The following is a 213-nucleotide window of genomic DNA, read 5'->3' as shown; positions in this document are numbered from 1 at the left end:
CCAAAGCCGGGCCAGTATCAGGGTCTTGGCTATGAGTTTGAGGAACGGCATAGAGCCGACAGGTGACGACAGACCATGGCAGTTGGTATTTTCGATTCGGGGCTGGGCGGGCTGACCGTCTGGAACAAGGTGCAAGAACGGCTGCCGGAGGTGGATTTTGTCTATCTCGCTGACAGCGCCCATGCGCCCTACGGCGTGCGCAATGCCGATGAT

The 213-nt window shown here is 58.7% G+C and carries 1 pseudogene; it reads left to right on the top strand.

Going from position 1 to position 213, the window contains the following annotated elements:
* Positions 1-75: 75 nt before the first annotated feature.
* Positions 76-213, top strand: a pseudogene (locus A3722_RS23875) (glutamate racemase); the annotation flags it as partial.

The organism is Sulfitobacter sp. HI0027 (assembly GCF_001634775.1).
Lineage (GTDB): Bacteria > Pseudomonadota > Alphaproteobacteria > Rhodobacterales > Rhodobacteraceae > Sulfitobacter.
The sequence above is the reverse complement of the archived record's forward strand: the minus strand, read 5'-3'. Positions and strand labels throughout refer to the sequence as shown.